General features: G+C 42.4%; 17 protein-coding genes and 1 pseudogene. 2 read left to right on the top strand and 16 right to left on the bottom strand.

Features of this window, described 5'->3' with window-relative positions; genetic code table 11:
• Positions 1-116: 116 nt before the first annotated feature.
• The 16 genes and pseudogenes from AYJ08_RS08725 to AYJ08_RS08655 all read right to left on the bottom strand — a co-directional run bounded on the left by AYJ08_RS08725 (position 117) and on the right by AYJ08_RS08655 (position 18,073).
• Positions 117-3,224: an efflux RND transporter permease subunit gene (locus AYJ08_RS08725; RefSeq protein WP_064017390.1), complete on the bottom strand. Its 3,108-nt coding sequence runs from the start codon at positions 3,222-3,224 to the stop codon at positions 117-119.
• Positions 3,217-4,464: an efflux RND transporter periplasmic adaptor subunit gene (locus AYJ08_RS08720; RefSeq protein WP_064017389.1), complete on the bottom strand. Its 1,248-nt coding sequence runs from the start codon at positions 4,462-4,464 to the stop codon at positions 3,217-3,219. The genes AYJ08_RS08725 and AYJ08_RS08720 overlap by 8 nt, the downstream gene beginning before the upstream one ends.
• A 96-nt stretch (positions 4,465-4,560) precedes the next feature.
• The gene (locus AYJ08_RS08715; RefSeq protein ID WP_064017388.1) at positions 4,561-5,130 is read right to left on the bottom strand and encodes a TetR/AcrR family transcriptional regulator; all 570 of its coding nucleotides are present in this window, start codon (positions 5,128-5,130) and stop codon (positions 4,561-4,563) included.
• A 73-nt stretch (positions 5,131-5,203) separates the two neighbouring features.
• Complete coding sequence (locus AYJ08_RS08710; RefSeq protein ID WP_064017387.1) at positions 5,204-5,452, bottom strand: RNA polymerase sigma factor; 249 nt, start codon at positions 5,450-5,452, stop codon at positions 5,204-5,206.
• A gap of 213 nt (positions 5,453-5,665) precedes the next feature.
• Positions 5,666-6,883, bottom strand: a complete 1,218-nt coding sequence (locus tag AYJ08_RS08705; protein WP_064017386.1) for an MFS transporter — start codon at positions 6,881-6,883, stop codon at positions 5,666-5,668.
• Between the two features lie 85 nt (positions 6,884-6,968).
• Positions 6,969-7,919, bottom strand: coding sequence for a 4-hydroxy-3-methylbut-2-enyl diphosphate reductase (locus AYJ08_RS08700; RefSeq protein ID WP_064017385.1), 951 nt, complete (start codon positions 7,917-7,919; stop codon positions 6,969-6,971).
• 38 nt (positions 7,920-7,957) lie between these two features.
• The gene (gene panE, locus AYJ08_RS08695) at positions 7,958-8,884 is read right to left on the bottom strand and encodes a 2-dehydropantoate 2-reductase (RefSeq protein ID WP_064017384.1); all 927 of its coding nucleotides are present in this window, start codon (positions 8,882-8,884) and stop codon (positions 7,958-7,960) included.
• Positions 8,885-9,049: 165 nt separating this feature from the next.
• Entirely contained in the window at positions 9,050-10,138 is a 1,089-nt protein-coding gene (locus tag AYJ08_RS08690) for a quinone-dependent dihydroorotate dehydrogenase (protein WP_064017383.1), read from the bottom strand.
• 162 nt (positions 10,139-10,300) lie between these two features.
• Complete coding sequence (gene ald / locus AYJ08_RS08685; RefSeq protein WP_064017382.1) at positions 10,301-11,428, bottom strand: alanine dehydrogenase; 1,128 nt, start codon at positions 11,426-11,428, stop codon at positions 10,301-10,303.
• Positions 11,429-11,585: 157 nt separating this feature from the next.
• Complete coding sequence (locus AYJ08_RS08680; RefSeq protein ID WP_064017381.1) at positions 11,586-12,815, bottom strand: PucR family transcriptional regulator; 1,230 nt, start codon at positions 12,813-12,815, stop codon at positions 11,586-11,588.
• Between the two features lie 152 nt (positions 12,816-12,967).
• Positions 12,968-13,819 carry an alpha/beta hydrolase family protein gene (locus AYJ08_RS08675; protein WP_064017380.1) on the bottom strand — a complete coding sequence of 284 codons (852 nt, stop codon included), beginning with the start codon at positions 13,817-13,819 and terminating at the stop codon, positions 12,968-12,970.
• Between the two features lie 108 nt (positions 13,820-13,927).
• Positions 13,928-14,371, bottom strand: coding sequence for a S1 RNA-binding domain-containing protein (locus AYJ08_RS08670; protein ID WP_003334483.1), 444 nt, complete (start codon positions 14,369-14,371; stop codon positions 13,928-13,930).
• Positions 14,372-14,484: 113 nt separating this feature from the next.
• The gene (locus AYJ08_RS24415) at positions 14,485-15,564 is read right to left on the bottom strand and encodes an acetate/propionate family kinase (RefSeq protein ID WP_231929062.1); all 1,080 of its coding nucleotides are present in this window, start codon (positions 15,562-15,564) and stop codon (positions 14,485-14,487) included.
• 162 nt (positions 15,565-15,726) lie between these two features.
• Positions 15,727-16,224, bottom strand: a pseudogene (gene pduL / locus AYJ08_RS24410) (phosphate propanoyltransferase); the annotation flags it as partial.
• Positions 16,225-16,344: 120 nt separating this feature from the next.
• On the bottom strand, positions 16,345-16,851 hold the full coding sequence (locus tag AYJ08_RS08660) for a VanZ family protein (RefSeq protein ID WP_064017378.1): 507 nt from the start codon (positions 16,849-16,851) through the stop codon (positions 16,345-16,347).
• Positions 16,852-17,257: 406 nt separating this feature from the next.
• On the bottom strand, positions 17,258-18,073 hold the full coding sequence (locus AYJ08_RS08655; RefSeq protein WP_064017377.1) for a Cof-type HAD-IIB family hydrolase: 816 nt from the start codon (positions 18,071-18,073) through the stop codon (positions 17,258-17,260).
• Positions 18,074-18,278: 205 nt separating this feature from the next.
• On the opposite strand from AYJ08_RS08655, the gene AYJ08_RS08650 reads away from it, so the two are divergent.
• Positions 18,279-18,974, top strand: coding sequence for a CoA transferase subunit A (locus AYJ08_RS08650; RefSeq protein ID WP_064017376.1), 696 nt, complete (start codon positions 18,279-18,281; stop codon positions 18,972-18,974).
• A gap of 94 nt (positions 18,975-19,068) precedes the next feature.
• The gene (locus AYJ08_RS08645) at positions 19,069-19,725 is read left to right on the top strand and encodes a CoA transferase subunit B (protein WP_064017375.1); all 657 of its coding nucleotides are present in this window, start codon (positions 19,069-19,071) and stop codon (positions 19,723-19,725) included.
• Positions 19,726-19,874: the final 149 nt, after the last annotated feature.

Below are 19,874 nucleotides of genomic sequence, written 5' to 3'. Positions count from 1 at the left end.
GAAAAGCTTACCGCAGACTTTTTAAGACACGTAAAAAGAATGGATAACAGTCGTAAATCATTTGACTCGCTATCCATTCCTTTTTACTTTTTTATGACCCCTGAGGAAGCCTTGACTTACAATGACTTTTCAACCTGTTGGCTATTTATCTGTTCCCGAGCCTGCTTTCTTGCCATTTTCCTTTGCTTGCCAATTGCAAGAACCGTATACAGAGATGGAACCACAATCAGTGTTAACAGCATAGAAAACAATAAACCAGAAATGATGGTAATCGAGAGCGGCTTGAACATTACGCTGCCCGTAATCGCCATTGGTGTAAGCCCTGCTATCGCTGCCAGAGATGTTAACAGGATCGGTCTCAATCGGGCTTTACCAGCTCCAATAACCGCTTCCTTCAGCTCAACACCAGAATGTCTCGCCTCCTCGATAAACTCAATCAAGACAATCCCATTTCGCACAACAATCCCAGACAAGGAGATAAAGCCCGCCACTGTCATAAATCCGATTGGTGTTCTTGTGATGAATAACCCGATTAAGCTGCCAGAAATCGCCAGATAAACCGTACTCATAACTAAAATAGGAATGGATAACGAATTGAACTGTATGACAATCAAGAGAAAAATGAGGAAAACGGCTATAACCGCCAGCATTCCTAAATCAAGTAAAATATCGGTTTCCTCTTCTGTTTCACCAGTTACATTCCATGCATACTCAGCCGGTAATTCTAGCTTCTCCATCTTCTCTTTCAATTCTCTCATCACATCATCGGCCGTCCGATCCCCTACATCACTAGTAATCGTGACACTGCGTGATAAATTGTAGCGAGGTATATTCTGTAATGATAAGGTTGGCTTCATTTCCGCTATCTGAGAGACAGGAATGAGCTGCCCCTGAACGTTGGGAACCGTGAGCTGTTGAAAGACTTGCTGAGTCGTCATTCCCGACTGATCCGCAAGCAGAGTGATATCAACTAAATTTTTCCCATTATCAAATTGCCCTATAGGAATTCCTTGGCTAATCAGACGTAATGTCCGTGTTAAGTCAGCTTCACTGATCAGCTTCTTATCCATGTTTCCCTGATTCACATTGAATTGCAGGGAATATTGCTCGTTACCCAGAGTATCGTTTATATTATAGGTTCCCTTCGTCTCGGCAATCAGTTGTTTTATTTGCTCCGAAATGGCATACAGCTGATGCAAATCGTCTCCATACACCCGAATGGCTACAGGACTTCCTGTATACATCGCTGCCTTTACACTATAGGGAATAATATTTGCTTCTGGGTACATCTGTTTAAACTGTGCCATCCACGGCTCCAGGATTTTTCTTGAATCCATCTGCTTATTATCAAATGCAATCACCAATTGTGCCGTATTTTCTCCTGATCCGACAGGTGGCGCACTCGGAATCATCTGTGGCCCATTCCCACCTACGAAAGCAGAGACCTTTTCAATATGCGGCTGCTTCTGAATCCACTCTGTAACGCCCTGAACAATTCGATCTGTTTCCTGCAAATTACTGCCAACAGGCGTGCTAATGTTGACAACCATCTGTGGTCTGTCATCATCTGGAAAAAGCTGAACGGGTATAAATGTAATCAGTCCATAAAACACGGTTGCTATCAATACCCCAGTTACTCCTGTTTTTAATGGATTCTTCAGCATAATCGGCATTACGCGATCCCCATACCAATGAATCAAGGAATTGATTTGTTTGCCTAATAGACCGGCTGGCTTCTGGTAGTTTGTCTGTTTTTTGTTCCGTCTCTGGTTCCATTCTCTAAAAATAGGAACTATCGTAAGTGACATGAGCATGGAGGCTAGCATCGTAAAGATGATAATCACCGGAACGGGAAAGATAAAGTGCCCCGCATCTCCAGGAAGAAAAATGATCGGCCCAAACGCCGAAACCGTAGCGAGAGTAGCTGTGATAATCGAAACCGAGACCTCTTTGGTCCCGAGTACTGCAGCCGTATACGCGTCTTCCCCCAGTACAGACAGCCTTCTCTCGATATTGTCGTTCACCACTACTGCGTCATCCACTAGAATACCCAGTACAATGATGAGCCCGAAGATCGTCATCTGATTGAGTGTAATTCCAAAGAAAGGAAGGACAGCCATCCCTGCTGCCAATGAGATTGGAATCGCCAATGCCACCATCATGGATGTCGTCAGGTTCAAGCCTAGCGTGCATATGAAAAGAACGGCCACAATGGCAATCAGCATCTCGTGAAACAGTCCGGAGAAAAGCTCATCAATTCGATCCACCTGGGAAAAAACAGGTTCTTTTTTTGCCCACGAAGGAAGGTTCTTTTCTAACGTTTCCAGCTTTTGATCAATGGCTTTCTGAACACCTGGAACATCGCTTCCCAATTCGGCATTTATGCTGACCGTCACAGCAGGCTTCCCGTTATAATAGGTTCGATATTCAAGTCTTTTGGTACTGTCTGAAATCGTCGCGATATCCTGAAGATAAACAGGCACTCCCTCTTTTGTACGGGTTACAATTACTTTGTTGAATGTGTCAGTCTTGTAGCTAACAGGCAAGGTAAGCTGATATTTACGGGTGTCAATGTTAACGTCCCCAAGTGGCGTCGTTTCGTTTTTCGTTCGAACAGCATTCATTACCTGCGGCCAGGAAATTTGGTATTGTTGCAATCTTTGGGCATTTACATATATTTTTAGTTCCTGTTTTGGCAACCCGAGTATAGAGACATCTGAAACACCAGGTATGGTACGAAGCTGGTCCTTCCAAAGATCAAGTGTATCGCGTAGCTGAAGGATTTCCTCAAATGACTCAGCCGTAATTTGAAAGGTCTGGATAAACGTACGACTCATATCATCATTAATGATTGGTTGCTCTGCTTCCTCAGGTAAATCAGCCTCAGCATCCTTCACTTTTTTCCGCAGCTCTTCAAATACTTTTTTCGGTTCGACTTTACTCTCTGACCGAACGGTAATAAGGGATATCCCAGAACGGGATTCGGAACTAATTGATTTGATGCCCTGAACCTCATTGATCTTTTCTTCCAATTTCTTCGTTACGGTTTGTTCCATTTTTTCTGGAGTTGCCCCTGGATAAATGGTCGTGACCGTAGCCATACTGACAATGGTGTCTGGTGATTCCTGCTTAGGAAGTGAGAGAGACATGAATATCCCGATCAGCACCACCATCGTAAAGAAGACAAGCGTTATTTTTCGCTTTTTGATGAAATATTCAATCATGCTGTTTGCCCCCTCCCACGGCAATAATGTCACCGTCGAGCAATCTGTCAGCACCTTTCGTAATCAGCATATCTCCTGCTTGAAGCCCTGATGTAATTTCCAGAAAGTTATCAACGTACTGTCCAATGGCTACAGGCGTCTTCCTTGCTTTACCATCTTTTATCACATAGACAAAAGGACCGGACCCTCGGCTAAAAACAGCTTCTACCTGCACAAAAATCCCTTCTTTTTGTGACAAGGCCCGCTTCGCACTCACTACTTGTCCGGGAAACCAGTCATGCTTTGCATTATCAATCACAACTTCTACGCTGATCGTACCTGTCTGCTCATTGGTGGCCGGATAGATTTTTGAGACCTTTCCTGTTCGTTTTTGCTCATACAGGGTAAATTCAACTGTATCTCCTACATTCCAAGCGGATATATCCCTGTCAGGCACGGGTAAAACTGTTTTCAGCTGGGTAATATTGCCGATACGGTAAACAGGAACGCCCGGACTCGCCAGTTGCCCCACATCCACTAATTTTGATAGTACTGTTCCATTAATCGGAGCTTTTATCTGTGTTTTTGCTAGAGTGGCTGCGGCCTGATTTCGACCAACAACAGCGCCCTGATAGCTCGCTTGAGTCGAGCTTATATCTTCCGCCCGGGCCCCTGCCACTACAAGCGAATAGGATTGCTGAGCCGAGGCAAAGTCTTTTTTAGCAAGTTCAAGTGCGTTTTTGACATTTTCAAGCTCAGTTTGAGGGATCGCACCACTCTTATAAAGTTGCTCCATGCGTATGTAATCTTTTTGTGCCTTTTCCAGCAAGATTTTCTTTGCATCAACTGCTACTTTTGCTTGCTGAACCTCTTGTTCTCTGAAGCCGTTTTTTACTTTAGCCAAATTAGCATTCGCACCATATACATGAGCCTCGGCCAAAGCTAGCTGGAGAGAGTAATCTGTGGAATCAAGCTGGGCCAAAATGTCCCCTTTTTTTACTTGATCTCCTTCTTTGAATGGTAAAGACTTGATCTCTCCTGCTACTTCGAAAGATAACGTTGTTTCTTCCTTGGGAGCAAGCGTTCCGGAAAGCTCACTCATCTCTTTAAATGTTTTCGCTTTAATAGCCTCTGCTACAACTATTTTCGCCTCCTGCGGTTGAACAAGTGCTTCCTTATCTTTACTGCATGCCGTCATCACGATCATCGAGAGGGAGAGTATGAGTAGAATCCAAAACCTTTTTTGTACGGTAGCATTCATGTTCTTATCACTCCTATATTTTAAATCTGTTAGATTGTGAAAACTGACTTGGGATCGGAATGAATATTCATTCCGTTTTGATAAGGGGGGTCTGAATTAATGAATTCTGACCGCATCCCAGCATGCTTCTTGTACACCTGCAATTAATTCTGATGGATTCTTGATTTCACAAAATCGAATTGCCTTATTTAAAGCGATAAAGGCGCCGTCAACGATCGTAAGCAATGCTTCAGCAGGTAGCGGGCGAATGATGTTCTTTTGTTGGCCCTGATGAATAAAGTCAATAAAGAAATCCCGTAGCAAATTGTAGGATTGGCGGCTAGCCTCGTCCAGATAATGCCTATTCGCATGTGAATCAAGAAACAATAATGCATACATGTTGTTCAATAAATAGCTAATCACCTGATTGGATATGTGTTGAAATTGCTCATATACATCTTCAGAAGAATGAGGATATCCTTTTTTCACCGTCTCTAGCAAATCCATTACACATTCTTGAAACAAGGTATTGACGAGCGACTCCTTATTTTCGAAATACCGATAAAGAGTACCGGCACCGACTCCCGCTTTCTCGACAATCATTGGAACTGTTGTCCCATCAAAGCCTCGTTCCTCAAAAAGAATTAGTGCAGCTTTCATTATTAAATCGCGTTTAGATTCCGACACATCCTGTGCTCCTTTGCGGAATGAATTTTCATTCTGTAAGGCGAGTATAAATCACAGCTCTGGCGATTGTCAATTACTGTAAGTAGTGGTTGGCTGCAATCCGATACAACCAAGCTGAGAAGCTGTGCTGCGGTTTATAGCTATGTATTTGGTAGTATGTTTTGATAAATACTTCTTGAGTCAAATCCTGTGCATCCTGAGGGTGGCCTACCATCCGATACAGAAAGGTATAGATTCTTGCTTTATATCGATCAAATATCTGTGTGTAGGCTTCCTTGTCCCCCTGCAAGACTCGCTCAATCAGCTCGTGATCGTCCTGCATGTATGTCTATCCTCCCATTCAAAAAGAATGCTGCGCAGCTTATTCCTTTTGCTTGTCATAAGGTATAACGTAAAAAATTGAATCTCTTTCTATTTTTTTGAAATAATTTTTTCTCTTTACTTGTAGAGCATAAAAAAACCGACTGAAAGACCTTCTAACATGCGCCTTTCAGTCGGTTTGCACTTATATTGTTTCCGATTCTAACCTTGTATCTTATTTTGCAGCAATCTCTTCTGAACGGCGCTTCCAAGGACCATAACAGATGAGCAATAAAGGGATGATTCCGAGTAAGGTAGAAATCCCAAAGAATGTATACGTACGCAAAATACCGTAGTATTCCATAACCCAGCCTGCTGTGTAGTTAGCAACCATGGAGCCTAATCCCTGTCCAAATGAAGCAAATAGGGCTAGAGCTGTTACCTGCAAGGCAAGCGGTGTATTATCCCGTACATATTGAGCAGCCGTAGCGAGGAATAGCCCAACAGATAATCCTTGTAGGAAAAATAAGCTTAAGACAATTGTCGTACTAGGAGCTGATCCGTAGAAAAACCACCTGGCACCAGAGACAAGGCAAGCAAATAAGAGAGTTTGCTCCAGACCTATTTTTTTGACAAGGCTTGATGCCAGCTTCATACAAGGTACTTCACTACCTGCAAACAGTAAAAAAGCAAGTCCTAATGTGGCAATCTCTCCGCCGATATGCTGATAGTATAGATTAAACCAGGTATTATGAGCAGTCATTGGACCAAATACGAAAAATGTAGAGACGAGAAAGAGGATAAAGCGTGGACCTTTAAAAAGCGTCCCGGCTTCTTTAAAGCTATTACGCGTGATCGCCTTTCGCTCAATTCGCTCATCGGGAATTCTGATCAAAAAGAGTACAGCGATAAAATAAGCAAATCCTGTGCTGTAAAAAATAGCAGATGGCCCCCACTGCTGAACAGCCAAGGCAGTAAGAAAAGCGGCAATAGCAAATCCAATCGCTCCCCATAAACGAATACTGCCAAAATGCATGGAGCGCTTGCTCACATAGCTAAGTGTTAAGCTATCTGAAATCGGGATAGCCGCGCATTGAAAAACAGACCAGAGCGCAATGGTAAAAAACACCCATGCATACGAATGAATAAAGGTAAACAAAAATGAAACACAGGCTGCAACGATAAGTGCTAGAATCAGCGCCTTTTTCCGAACCTGAAAGCGATCACAAATCATTCCCCAAATGGGCTGTAACAGCAAGGATACTACAGGAGTGATCGAACTAAGAGTACCAATTTCAACGCCAGTTAAATGAATGGATTTAAAGTACTCTGTTAATAGAGGCGAGTAAGCGCCCATAGCATAATACAAAAAGATATAAAGTCCACCTAAGGCTACGTAAGCATTTGAAGCGCTTTCGTTTGTAAAAGTATGCTGGTTATTTTTGCTGTTCATGCAGTTTTCTCCTCTACTTTCCACATAAAGAACAGCTTCAATCGGAGTTACCGAAGAAGCTGTTATTCTATCAGGTTGCTGACTTTTACTCTTTTTTCTCTTCTTTTACGGTAGGTAATAGCTTATCGAAATTAACTGTCCGTACTTTTTCCCATGTAGAAGGATCATGCTCATCAAACTGTTCAAGAAAAGCAATAACTTCCCTTGTTAATGGTGTCGGAGTAGATGCACCTGCGGTAACAGATACACTCTTTTTCCCCTTCAGCCACTCAATATTAAGCTCTGACAGATCTGAAATGCGATAACTCGGAATCCCCGCAATCTCCTCTGAAACCTGCGCTAAACGATTGGAATTATTACTTCGAGGGTCACCTACAACGATCGTTACCTCTGCTTTTCCAGCATGTTTTGCTACCGCTTCCTGTCTAACCTGTGTAGCCATGCATATTTCATTGTGAACCTCTACCGAAGGGTATTTCTTTACAATAGCTTCCATAATGTGTCTGACATCCCATTGGCTCATCGTTGTCTGGTTTGTGACCACCAATTTGTCAGTCGTAATCTGTACGTTTTGCAAATCTTCCAGCGTTTGAACCAAATGAACACGATCAGGTGCTATCCCCATGGCGCCCTCTGGCTCAGGATGTCCCTTTTTACCAATATAGAGAATATGGTAGCCTTCCTCCACCTTCTCTTTAATGAGATCATGCGTTTTCGTTACATCAGGACAAGTAGCATCCACAACCGTCAGCCCTTTTTCCTTCGCCTTTTTGCGGACCTCTGGCGATACTCCATGAGCAGTGAAGATAACGGTTCCGTGATCAATTTTATCTAAAAGCGCTAGACGATCTTCTCCATCCAACGTGATAACTCCTTCACGTTCAAAGGCTTCTGTCACATGCGCATTATGCACGATCATTCCCAAAATGTAGATAGGGCGCGGCACATTTTGATTTTTTGCCGTTTTAATAGCCAGTACCATGGCATCCACTACGCCATAGCAATAACCACGGGGAGCAATTTTTACAACTTCCATATCAGCATAGCCCTCCTTTTCTGCCCCTTATTATAACATTAGAATGTGCTTTGACGCTTTTGTTCATAAATTCTTACGTTATTATAAACAATTCGCAGCATTGGTGTTTCTGTTCCCTGCTGTTCGGCAAGACGTAGCAGGTATCCCTGCAAATGCTCTCCTTCAATTGGCAGACGTTTTTCCATATCTCGCAGCATAGAGGATTTCATTTTATAGCCTTGTTGCTTAAAAGTCTCCATCACACGATCTGCCATGTCAGCAGAGATAGGTGCGCCGATCGCGGTCATGACTCTCACACATTCCTCTGTTACTTGTTTCGTTAGCTCGATTCCAAATGGAGAATCGCGAATGGGTCCTACTGCGGAGTTCATCAAGGTGGTAATGCCTGAGAGCATCGTAATAAACAAATATTTTTGCCAAGCCTCCTGCTGAATGTTATGGGATAATTCGAAGCTCGCATTCGCTGCTTTTACATACTCATATAATCGCTCTACTCGCTCGGACGTGCCACCATTCCATTCCCCAAAAACTAGCCTGTGAGCCTTACTAGTTTGAACGATATCCCCGTCAGCGCTTAGCGTTGTTTCTATAAAACACAATCCGCCCAAAACCTTTTCTGCCCCAAAATGCTCCTGTAATGGCTGCATATGAGCAATTCCATTTAAAAGCGGGATGATCATCGTATCCTTACCCACATAGGGAGCAATATCATTGATTACATCCTCCAGATGGTATGCTTTTGGCGATAACATAATGACATCAAAAGGGGTCGCTTCTTCTCCAGCTACTAATAAGGCGGGTTGGACTGTGGAATCGCCATTTACGCTTTGAATAACTAGACCTCTCTTTTCTAGTTGTTCCTTACGTTTTTGACGTACAAGAAAAGTAACATCTCTGCCACTCTCCACTAAACGACATCCAAAATATCCACCAATTGCACCCGCACCTACCATCAGTATCCGCATTACACTAACCCCCTATAATCATTTCTCTTATTGTATCGTCTCACATATATTGTATCTGGTTTTTGGGAAATCCCAAGCAAATTTTTGGAACAATGTGTAGAAAAATCGGCATATAAAAAAGGAGTCTTTCAAAACGAAAGAGCTCCTTTTAGCAGAATTGCACCTTTATTTATGATCAATCCCAATAATTTCACTAATATGAGTAAATCCATCTCGCTTCATAAGCTGAACCAAACGCTTGTTAATCTCTGTGGCAGCACCAGGTCCCACATAGATCATGCTCGTATAAATCTGGGTCATAGACGCACCTGCTCTCATCATGCGGTACGCATCATCACCAGTGAAGATACCCCCTACCCCGATGATAGGCATTTTGTCGCCTACTGCTTGATAAATATCACGAACGCATTCGGTTGCACGCGGCAATAGCATTGGACCACTCAGTCCCCCTGCTTCCTTCGCCAGCCTGCGATCGGAAACACTCTCTCGAGACAGAGTAGTGTTGGTAGCAATCAAACCATCCATTCCCTCTTCTAAAGCAACATGAACAACATCGCTCATATGCTCATCCGACATGTCTGGGGCTACTTTTAAAAGGATTGGTTTACGCTTCGCACCGTATTTCTCTAGCTGATCCGCTTTCTTACGGATTGTCCGCAAAAGATGACGTAAACTATCTACTTCCTGCAAGTCACGTAAGTTAGGAGTGTTAGGTGAGCTTACATTAATCGTAAAATAATGACCATAGGGATATAGCGCTTCGAGGCATTTTTCATAGTCGCTTGCTGCTTGATCATTAGGAGTTAGTTTATTTTTTCCAATGTTTACCCCAACTGGCATGCAGGCATCCTGATAATGACTCAAGGATTTCGCTGCTGCTTGTACACCGTGGTTATTAAAACCCATCCGGTTGATAATCGCCTGATCTTCCTTTAAGCGAAAACAACGCGGCTTGTCATTACCTGGTTGAGCTAGCGGAGTTAACGTGCCGACCTCTACATGGCCGAATCCCATTAAACCGAGCGGAATATACACCTCGGCATTTTTATCGAACCCAGCCGCCAGTCCTACCGGATTAGGGAAAACGATATCCCATACTTTGTTTGCGAGCATTGGATTTTCATAGCCATACATCATGTTTAATACCTTTTTGCCTAAAGGAATGCTGTCAGCCATTCGTAGTCCATTAATCGCATTCTCGTGCGCCGATTCAGGATCCATTTTAAAGATAAACTTTTTTAGGTGCTTATACATTGTTGCCACTTCACTCCTAACGCATATTCTGTTCTCGATATAAGAGCATACCACAAACCTTTGGCATTGGATAGAAAGTCAAAAAAAGAAAAAGTGCTATACCTTTTTTAACAAAAAGTATGGCACTTTTTCAAATGAATTATTTTTATAATCTGGAACTTCTTATTTACTTGCTACTAGTAACGCATCTTCCAAAGAAACAAATGGCAGATTGTGTGTATCCGCAACTGCTTTATAGGTTACTTGACCATTAATAACGTTAACACCTTTTGCTAGAGGTTGGTTGCTACGGATTGCTTCCACATATCCTTTATTAGCAATTTGCACAGCATAAGGAACAGTTACATTTGTTAGAGCAAGCGTAGATGTACGAGCTACTGCTCCTGGCATATTGGCTACTGAGTAATGGATAACCCCATGCTTTTCATAGGTTGGGTTATCATGTGTAGTGATGCGATCAATCGTTTCAATAGAACCGCCTTGGTCAATTGCAACGTCAACGATCACAGACCCTGGAGCCATTGTTTTTACCATTTCTTCTGTTACCAGACGTGGAGCACGAGCACCTGGAATTAGAACTGCCCCTACTAACAAATCTGCTTTTTTCACTGCGTTAGCAATGTTAAAGCTGTTAGAAATCAATGTGTGAACACGTCCACCAAATAGGTCATCTAATTGACGAAGACGATCAGCACTAATGTCTAAAATCGTAACATTTGCACCTAAGCCTACTGCCATTTTCGCAGCGTTGGTACCTACAATACCACCACCGACAATAACAACCTCACCTTTTGGAACGCCTGGAACGCTTCCTAGAAGTACACCTTTACCGCCGTATGGTTTTTCAAGGAATTGGGCTCCGATCTGAACAGACATACGTCCTGCTACTTCACTCATCGGCATTAACAACGGAAGTGAGCCATTTGGCATTTGGATGGTTTCATAAGCAATTGCAATCACTTTTTGATCAACCAATGCCTTGGTCAATTCTGGTTCTGGTGCCAAATGCAAGTAAGTAAATAAAATTTGTCCTTCACGGAAATAGTTATATTCAGAAGCAAGTGGTTCTTTTACTTTCATCACCATATCAGCTGCCCAAGCATCTGCTGCTGTTGGAACGATAGTAGCCCCCACTGCTTGATATTCAGTATCAATAAATCCACTGCCTAGCCCTGCATTTGTTTCAACTAATACTTGATGACCGCTTTGTACCAATGCTGTCACTCCAGCAGGCGTGATCGCTACACGGTTCTCATTGTTTTTAATCTCTTTAGGAATTCCGATAATCATTATTAAATCCTCCCCTTGATAGCCCCTGCTCAGTTCTCTTTCACTTACAAGATCTTCTTCACTTCTCAATAATACAGCGTTTTCATAAAGGGAGCATTAGAGATTCCTTTGAGAGAAAAAGCATTCGTATGTGAATTTTCACAAATGCGCAAAAGAACTATCCCAGCTTCATTACCTTTAAATCAATATAGAGCGAATATCGCTGGTTCGGATCATCTAAATCAATCTGCATGATTTCTTCAATGCGCTTTAAACGATAGCTAAGCGTATTAATATGGATATGCAGATGAGCCGCTGTTCGGTTAACCTTTCCGACATGATCGAGAAAGACCTCCAACGTTTCGGTTAAATTCGTTTGGTTTTCTTGATCATAATAAAGCAGTTTAGCTAGCTGATCATTCCTGTAGGCTTGTTCTTTATTCCAGCTTTTCATCTGAGGCAAGAAACGGTAGATTCCCAGTTGTTGAAATCTCAGTATCCGCTCTGTCTCCTGAGGAAACAGCCGTTTGATCACATTCATTTGCAAAGCCTCTTGATAGCTTTGACGCCCTTCAATTAGGGAACTAACCGGACGGCCACAGCCAATATGGGCTTTTCCCTTTCCAAACTTATCTGTGAGCTTGGACATACATTCCCCTAAAAATTGCTCAGAATAAGTAACCAGCGCGTCTTCTGTAACAGCTTGCCCTGCAGGGTGCTGCATAAGCAAAATAAGCTGAGAACCATCTGTTAGGCTATAAATTTTATCTCGCATCAATAGAGGATAAAGCAATTGGTATAGCTGTTCGCCCTTGCCTTCCAGAACCTCTATGGCACAAACCATCAATGGAGGAACAATCTTCATGTGTAGATTAATCGCCTTCTGTTGCAGCTTCGTCTCCTCGCTATGTCCACCAAGCAAAAGCTCCCAGAGGAATTCTTTTTGTCTATCCTGCTCGGCTTTGCGCTTTCCTTGTCGTTGCAGCAGTCGAGGCACCGCTTCCTTAGCAGCCTGACGAAGAATTTCATCATCCCAGGAGGTCAAGACACGATTTACCTCCTGCGCCCAAATATAGCCCAAGATATCATTGCCTCTGCGTATCGCAATTGCAACCCGCTTTCCAAGTCCAATCTCTTTCTTTTCAGGAATATGTACGGGGTCCTTTTGCGAAAAGAGCTGTTGAAAAACGCCATCCTTCCAGAGCCTTGCCAATACTGTTTCTGGCACACGCCGTCCCATAATCGTAGACCAACGTGCTGGATCGGTACTATCACCGTGAGAGCTATAAGCAATCAGTCGATGATCCAAATCTTCAATGGTAATTGGATTTTGTAGTAATTCACCTATAACATCTGCCAATTCATCAATATCACTATGCTGGTACTGCTCAAAAAAATTTTGCTGCATACATGAATTCCCCGCTTTTTTAGTTACCTATATGGACCCGTTATCATCCTTTTGTCTTTTCATTATAACGAATGGGCATAAGAGGAAAAAGCGATATTTTAAACCAAATGTTTCTGGACTGCGTTTTTACATATGTTATTGTCTTTCCTTGTCTATTTATAAAATTGTTGAGAGCTTTCCAATGTAATCCCCTCTAACCACTGAAACATTGCTTTGGTATATGTCCCAATCTGTTCCGCGGTAAATAAATGGGAAGCATCTTCCACCAGCCAAAGCTCATGTGGCTTGTGATGTAGGACTAGAGCTTTTGCCAAACGATTCGCATGCTCTACCCCAACATTCTGATCGATTTTGCCATGAATGATTAACACGGGACAGGTGATTTTTTCGACCTCTCTCACTGGAGAACGGCTCTCATACGCTTCAGGAGCAGAATCTGGGTCACCCATCATTTTTTTCAGCAAGGGCCGCAAATCCTCCCGTTCTGCATACGTAAGATGCATATCACTTACACCGCTCCAAACAACCACGGACGCAAAACGGTTCGGTATCATGCTAGCGCGCAGTGCCATCATTGCCCCTCTGGAGAAGCCATACAGATGTATCCGGCTGCGATCTACAAAAGGCATGTTAGCAAGTAAACCATAAGCTTGATGCACATCCTCCAGCTCTGCTCCGCCAAATTCGTCTTTACCAGGGGCGCCTTCATTTCCCCGATAGTGAGGAGCAACAATAACATAACCGAAAGCTGCCATTTGAGAAATTCGTAATGGCTGAACCCTTCCGATTTTTTTATAGCCACCTCGACAGTAGAGAAGGGCTGGCAAGGGCTCTACCACCTTTTGATGTGGTATCAATTTCTCATCTGGAATAGCTAAAAGCGCTTTTACAGGGTGATTATCACTTAGATAAGTTACCGTAAACAGAGCCACTTCCGGTATGGCTCGTTCTTCTTCCGTTATCTGCATGATCTCAGTTACATCTTGCAAAAGTTCTCTTCGCATGTTTTATTACCACCTGTTCTCAGAAAATATCCGCATCCTATCCTTACACATGAAAAAGAAAAGAGGAACTATGATAGTCCCTCTTTTCTGTTTATAACATCGCTGCGATTAGTATCCGCGCTTATTCTGTTTTTTATTGATGGTAGCTATGTTTTCTTCGCTGTGCTTCAACCATTTTTTCATTTTGTCCTCAAATGAGTCCTTAGGAGTGTCACGCTTACTGAAGCTACGGTCTCCACCACGATTACCCCCACCACGATAGCCGCCACGTTCTCCACCACGATCTTTTTGTTCGTCGCGAGCTTCGCGTTCTGGTGCTGGTAAAGCTGCGCGAACGGAAAGGGAGATCTTACCCGCATCATCGATGGAGAGTACTTTAACCTTCACAGCAGCTCCAACGGAAAAGTGATCATTAATATCCTTTACAAAACCATTTGCAACTTGGGAAATGTGAACTAGTCCTTGTTGCGTTTCATCCACAGCAACAAACATACCAAAAGGTTTAATTGCCGTCACTTTTCCTTCAATGATGCTTCCAACTTCTACTGCCATCCATTTTGCACTCCTTTTATCTTTTCACCAAGTGTCGAGAACCTCACTTCATACAGGCTCATTTCCTAAGTATAGCAGACAAAACGATTTAATGAAAAGCCCATTCTTCACTTTTATACTTGTACCATATCTGTTTTATTTAGGAAAAGCTGGTAAGCATCGGTAGCCATCACCAATTCTTCATTAGTTGGGATTACCATAATCTTAACTGGAGAGTAAGGACTGTTGATGAAGCCCTCTCCTTTGTTGTTGCGATTTGCTTCTTTATCAAGAATAACACCAGCGTATTCTAGTCCGTTACATACCAATTGACGAACCAATTCACTGTTTTCGCCTACACCTGCTGTAAAGATGATACCGTCGATGCCATTTAAGCGGGCCAAGTACAAACCAATGAAGTCATGTAGGCGTTGAGCGAATAATTCAAGTGCTAATTTAGCACGCTCATTACCTTCTGCTGATGCTTTTTCAATGTCACGCAAGTCGCTGGAGATGCCAGATAAACCTAGCACACCGCTTTCTTTGTTCAAAATTTCCATTGCACCCGCTGTATCTGTTTTTTCGATTTCAGCGATGTATGGCAAGATACCTGGATCAATGTTACCGCTACGAGTACCCATCATTACACCCGCTAGTGGAGTCATACCCATAGATGTATCAATGGATTGGCCATAGCGAACAGCCGTGATGCTTGCACCGCTACCAATATGGCAACTAATTAGACGTAATTTTTCTTTTGGAGTACCCATTAATTGCTCAGCACGTTGAACAACATAACGGTGAGACGTTCCATGGAAGCCGTATTTGCGAATGCCGTATTTCTCGTAGTACTCATATGGCAATGGGTATAAATATGATACTGGAGGCATTGTTTGATGGAAAGCTGTATCAAATACGGCTACGTGTAGCGCATCTGGACGAATTTTTTGCGCCAATTCAATTCCTAGTAGATTGATAGGGTTATGAAGAGGTGCAAATCGAGACAATGCATCAATTTTTTGTTTTACGTCGTCCGTAATAATCACGGATTCCTTGAAATCCTCTCCACCGTGAACGACACGATGAGATACCATAGAGATATCATATTGCTTGTATTTATCAAAGATAGCCTTAATAGCTTGTTCATAAGCATCGCGTTTTACTTCTTCTACAATGCCTTTATCGATTACTTTACGGGAAGGCAATTCGAACAATTGATATTTAACAGAGGAACTACCACAGTTAAGAACAAGACTTAGCTTTTTCTCCTGTGCTTTAAACTTAGAATAGGTGTCGCGATTATCAACTGGTACAATAACTTCTAATTCCATGTTGTTTTTAAGACCAGCAGCATTGGCTTCGTCCGTATCAATGTGCAATTCCAAACGGAAATCCTTATGCACACGGCACAATACATTTTCAAACACAATGGAACGAGTTCCTGGAACTTCAACGGAAACAAATTGTTTGTCTTTTACGCCAAATTCTTTTGCTTCTTCTTCAGAGAAGTGAATGTGACGGAATGCAATAATAACACCTTCATCAATGGTAACAGTTCCGTGAGGACCTTCGAGAGTGATGCCAGGGCTGCCCTTAATGTCTCCAGAATCACGTACTGGAGGTTCTACACCCAAGACAAAGCTGTCCGTGCGGGATACTTCTAGTTGGGTCGCTTTACGTACCGGTCCCAATACACGCACTTTATTAATTCTACCTTTTGGCCCAACAATGTTAACCGTTTCTTCTGCTGCGTACTGACCAACTTGTTTTAGATCTTTTAGCTTTTTAAGTTCATAGCCAGGTCCAAATAATTGATCCAGATCTTGTTGTGATAAGTGAATATGACGGTTTGAAATACCAACAGGTACTTTCATTTAACAGACTTCCCTTCTTTTTCCTAATTCTATAGTGGTGTTATCTCTCTTTATGATGGTTGATTTTCTAAATTTTATCATCAACCCTACGGTAAAATGTTAACACCTGTGAGTATTCTGTTACAACATTTTTAAACTTTTTTGTTTTTTTCTTAAAATTGTATAGACAAATAAAAATATTATGCCAATGAAGGCTCCCGAAAAATCAAGCACAACATCGGTAACGAGTGCAGAGCGATCGGGTGTAAAGGACTGATGCCATTCATCTAGCACCCCTAAAAACAGGCTTAAAAACAAGCTCCATGGCAATGAATAAGCAGGGGAAGAGAAATAGCGAATGGCTTGGAACAGCATGATTCCAATGAACATAAAACCAAAGAAATGGCCTCCTTTACGAATGAAAAATTCTAAAACTCCTTCTACACCATTATTTTCAAAGCTTACCTCCTTGTTTACATATTGAAATGAAATATTTCCAACTTTTTCTTGAACATCATGTAGGTCGAGATATTTTTTTAATTGTCCGCGTATATCCTGTTGTCCATACGGTTGAGAAGAAAATACAAATTGAACAGCTAGTGCCAATAGTAGAATACATACGTACACCAGCCCCTTTCGACGATTCATAGGTCACCTCTTTGTGAAATAAACTGATTTTCACTATTATACCTGAAAGCTTGACCAATGGAAAAAAGGCTATCCATTGAGTTGACAGCCCCTTTTCGATCTACCGTTTATGGAAATCTATTGTTATTTGTTATTTCGTTACCTATTCGTACGCGGTAAGGATTGAAAATCTTCCAAACATAGCTTTTCTCGTCTATCTTCTATTTCTGTAATACTCTCTTCTTTCCTCCCTTCATTTTGATTAAATTTACCATCATTTACATAATTACGTCTTCTTCCATTATTCCACCAATTACCAAAGGACTGGCGAAGAAGCAGACTTATGGAATCTGGTTGATCGTTTTGTTGACTAGTATCATGTCGATATAAGCTAGGTGCTATATAGAGCCGCGTCTTATTATTCCTGCTATTTAGATGGATATGAAGGTGTCAACTCCCAGCCGTTTTGCAAAGCGACCCACTCTGCTGCCTCGCGCACGCTCTTTACTGTATGAGCCGCTTTTTCTTTAATAGGCTCGTCAGCATGTCCCATGGCAAAGCTGTGCGTCACTGCTTCAAACATAGGCAGATCATTGTAGGAATCCCCGATGCAAGCCACTTCATCCGGTGATAGACCTAGGTTTTTCATCAATCGGCTTACACCATCCCCTTTACTAACATGTAAAGGCATTAAATCTAGACAATCGCTAAAGGATACAAATGAATCAAATTGTTCAGGGTAGAGCTCATGAACCTTTTGCTGCAATTGCTTTAATGTCTCCATTTCACCGATATATGTTAATTTAGTTGGTTTTAGCTGATCGCTGAACATATTAATAAGGTTTGGCTCCTCTTTAATTTGTTCCTTATGAGCCTCTTCTATTTCCTTGTACGCTGTTTTTTTAGTCAGGTACACATCATCGCCCACACTCACCAAGCTTATTGCATCGAATTCCTGCCCTGTCTCACACAATTTCCGAGCCATCTCTGGATCAAAATCGCAAGCATGCAGTAACTGCTCTTCTCGCGTAATAACAAAACCACCATTTTGGCTCACACGATGGCATTGATGACCTAGCTCCTCAATGACCCATTTAATATCTCTATCAATACGACCGCTGGCAATACAAATTTGGATTCCCTTTTTAGCTAAAAACAGCAATGCCTCACGATCGGCCGGATCAATTTTTTTCTCATCTGTTAGTAAAGTGCCATCCAAATCGCTTACAAACATTTTTATCATGCAGGTTTCCTCCGTTTCAAAACTCTCTATCTATCCTTAGTAATCTTACCTTAAAAAGAAAAGATATGATAGGTAGCCAAAGTTGTATTCTACCCTTTTATCTTTTTGAATAGTCTGATAAAATTCATCTTATAAAACGCTTACACACATCCCAGATCGTACAAAACTGTGATAGCTTTTTTTAAACAGGAGGGAGAGGTGCATCGTGGCAAAGATTTATGAATCATATAACGACATGGTTGCGGATATTCATGATGGGGCTACGTTATTAGTAGGTGGGTTTGGACTCTGCGGTATTCCGGAAAATCTGATCATTGCCTTGCGTAATAAAGGGGTCAAGGGGTTAACCGTGGTTTCAAATAATTGCGGCGTGGATGATTGGGGGCTTGGCCTCATGCTACAGCAAAAGCAAATTAAGAAAATGGTCAGCTCTTATGTAGGGGAGAACAAAGAATTTGAGCGGCAATTCCTCTCCGGTGAACTGGAGGTAGAATTAACGCCACAAGGTACGTTAGCGGAAAGAATTCGTGCTGGTGGGGCTGGCATTCCTGCTTTTTATACGCCGGCTGGTGTCGGCACACCTATTGCCGAAGGGCGTGAAACTCGCATTTTTAATGATAAAGAATACCTAATGGAAACTGCGATTACAGGTGATTTTGCATTAATCAAAGCTTGGAAGGCAGATACGCTCGGTAATCTCATTTATCATAAAACCGCACGTAACTTTAATCCAATGATGGCGGCGGCTGGCAAAGTCACGCTTGTTGAGGTGGAAGAAATCGTAGCGGCAGGTGAACTTGACCCTGATTATATTCATACTCCAAGCATATACGTACAACGCTTGATTAAAGCCCCTTCCTTTGAAAAACGCATCGAACGGCGCACTGTTCAGAAAGCCTGATATAACATTATTAAAATATTATTGAACAACCTCAAACATTAATAATGTTTAATCATACGCTTACTCACTGTTTAAAATAAGGAGGTAGTTATCCATGACCTTGTCTCGCGAGCAAGTGGCCATGCGTGCCGCTCAGGAAATCGAGGATGGTTTTTATGTAAATTTGGGAATTGGTATGCCTACACTGGTGGCTAACTATATTGCGGAGGGTAAAACCGTAGTTTTACAATCAGAAAATGGGTTGCTGGGCATCGGCCCTTATCCGTATGCTGATGATATCGACCCTGATTTGATCAACGCTGGAAAAGAGACCGTTACAGCCACTTCTGGTGCTTCCTATTTCTCCTCTGCTGAGTCCTTTGGCATGATCCGCGGGGGGCATATTGATTTGGCCATTCTGGGTGCGATGGAGGTATCCGAGAAGGGTGATTTAGCTAATTGGATGATTCCAGGGAAAATGGTAAAAGGAATGGGCGGGGCCATGGATTTGGTCCACGGTGCGAAAAAAATTGTGGTGATTATGGAGCATGTAAATAAGCATGGAGAGAGCAAAATTCTTCCTGCCTGCACGCTTCCTTTAACCGGGAAACAAGTGGTTAACCGGATTATTACTGATCGTGCAGTATTTGACGTAACCTCAGAAGGCCTTACTTTAATCGAAGTAGCGGATGGCTTCACAGCAGATGATATTAAAGCCTGCACCGCCGCTTCCTTCCAAGTGGCAAACGAGTTAAAAACCGTTGCCGTCTAACTAACACGGTTACTTTCGTTTGATTTCGCATAACCTAACAAGACATCGTAAGCTTGGCTTTGCACATAAGCAAAAGCATCTCTTCTGTTGCGCTTGTTAGAGCTAAGAATACCTGTATTCTAGGCAAAAAAAGGCAACCCTTGGGTCGC

It is taken from the genome of Brevibacillus sp. SKDU10 (assembly GCF_001645205.1).
Lineage (GTDB): Bacteria > Bacillota > Bacilli > Brevibacillales > Brevibacillaceae > Brevibacillus_B > Brevibacillus_B halotolerans.
The sequence above is the reverse complement of the archived record's forward strand: the minus strand, read 5'-3'. Positions and strand labels throughout refer to the sequence as shown.